The sequence below is a fragment of the Kribbella monticola genome, assembly GCF_003261635.1.
GTDB lineage: Bacteria > Actinomycetota > Actinomycetes > Propionibacteriales > Kribbellaceae > Kribbella > Kribbella monticola.
In genome coordinates this window covers 1-2,014 of the sequence record NZ_QFXK01000081.1, presented here as the reverse complement: position 1 = coordinate 2,014, position 2,014 = coordinate 1, and the positions used below count along the sequence as shown (strand labels likewise).

The 2,014-nt window shown below is 67.9% G+C and carries 2 protein-coding genes; both read left to right on the top strand.

Annotation, left to right across the window (positions count from 1 at the left end; genetic code table 11):
* The first annotated feature begins 69 nt into the window (after positions 1-69).
* Positions 70-1,314 carry an IS21 family transposase gene (gene istA / locus DIZ26_RS34600; RefSeq protein ID WP_112248793.1) on the top strand — a complete coding sequence of 415 codons (1,245 nt, stop codon included), beginning with the start codon at positions 70-72 and terminating at the stop codon, positions 1,312-1,314.
* Positions 1,314-2,014 (top strand): IS21-like element helper ATPase IstB (gene istB, locus DIZ26_RS34595; protein WP_112248792.1); only part of this gene is annotated, 701 nt, incomplete at its 3' end. The genes istA and istB, both read left to right, overlap by 1 nt.

Below are 2,014 nucleotides of genomic sequence, written 5' to 3'. Positions count from 1 at the left end.
TGTCGCTTCCGGCTGAATACTGACCCTCTGGTTCCGGCGGAATTCTGACCCACCCATGACGATCATGAGGTGTTGAACGTGGAGGACTGGGCGGAGATCCGTCGGTTGCATCGGGCCGAGGGGATGGCGATTCGGGCGATCGCTCGCAGGCTGGGGATCTCGAAGAACACGGTGAAGAAGGCGCTGGGGTCGCATGAGCCGCCGAAGTACGAGCGGGCGTCCAAGGGGTCGATTGTGGATGCGGTGGAGCCACAGATCAGGGCGTTGCTGGCGGAGTTTCCGCAGATGCCGTCGACGGTGATCATGGAGCGAGTCGGGTGGCAGCGCGGGAAGACGGTGTTCTTCGAGCGGGTCCAGCAGTTGCGGCCACTGTTCAGGCCGGTGGATCCGGCGTCGCGCACGGAGTACTTGCCGGGTGAGTTGGCGCAGTGTGACCTGTGGTTCCCGCCGGTCGACGTGCCACTCGGGTTCGGTCATGTTGGCCGGCCGCCGGTGTTGGTGATGGTGTCGGGCTATTCGCGGATGATGACCGCGCGGATGCTGCCGTCGCGGCAGTCGGCGGATCTGCTGGCCGGGCATTGGGCGTTGATCAGCGGGTGGGGACGGGTGCCGCGGGCGCTGGTCTGGGACAACGAGGCCGCTGTCGGGCAGTGGCGCGGCGGGAGACCGCAACTGACCGAGGCGATGAACGCCTTCCGCGGAACGCTTGGGATCAAGGTCATCCAGTGCCGCCCGGCCGACCCGGAAGCCAAAGGCCTGGTGGAACGGGCGAACGGGTATCTGGAGACCTCGTTCCTACCGGGCCGTGCGTTCAGGAGTCCGGCTGACTTCAACGCGCAGCTGGCCGAGTGGCTGGAGCGCGCGAACGTCCGCCAGCACCGCCGGTTGGGGTGCCGTCCGCTGGATCGGTGGGAGGCGGATCGGGCCGCGATGCTGACGCTGCCGCCGGTGGCTCCGGTCGTGGGCTGGCGGGCCACGACCCGGTTGCCGCGCGATCACTATGTGCGCCTGGACTCCAACGACTACTCGGCGCACCCGAGCGCGATCGGCCGCCGCGTCGAGATCACCGCGGATCTCGAGCAGATCGTCATCACCCTCGCCGGGGTCGAGGTCGCCCGGCATTCGCGGTGCTGGGCGGATCATCAAAGCATCACTGACCCGGTCCACGCCGCGGCCGCGGCAGAACTGCGCCAAGCCCGGCGCCTGATCGCGGTCGCACCGGTGGACACCACGGTCGAGCATCGCAGCCTCGATGACTACGACCGCATGTTCGGCCTCACCGACACCACCACCGACGCTGAGGGGGTCGCGTGATGGCCACGAAAGCCAGCAGCGGCAACACCAACCGCGCCACGGCGTCGGAGATCGCCTATCTCACCCGCGCGTTGAAAGCACCGTCCCTGGCCGGCGCGGTCGAACGGCTCGCCGAACGAGCCCGCGCCGAAGGCTGGTCGCACGAGGAGTTCCTCGCCGCCTGCCTGCAACGTGAGGTGGCCGCCCGCGAAGCACACGGCGGTGAGGGCCGGATCCGCTCGGCGCGGTTCCCGTCGCGCAAGTCGTTGGAGGAGTTCGACTTCGACCACCAGCGCTCGCTGAAGCGGGAAACGATCACCCACCTCGGGACACTGGACTTCATTGCAGGCAAGGAGAACGTGGTGTTCCTCGGCCCGCCCGGGACCGGCAAGACCCACCTGTCGATCGGGCTCGGGATCCGCGCCTGCCAAGCGGGCCACCGAGTCGCCTTCGCCACCGCCGCCGAATGGGTCGCCCGCCTGGCCGATGCCCACCACGCGGGAAAGCTGCAAGACGAACTGATCAAACTCGGCCGGATCCCGCTGATCATCGTCGACGAGGTCGGCTACATCCCCTTCGAAGCCGAAGCGGCGAACCTGTTCTTCCAGCTCGTCTCCAGCCGCTACGAACGCGCCAGCCTCATCGTCACCAGCAACAAACCCTTCGGCCGCTGGGGCGAGGTCTTCGGCGACGACGTCGTCGCAGCAGCGATGATCGACCG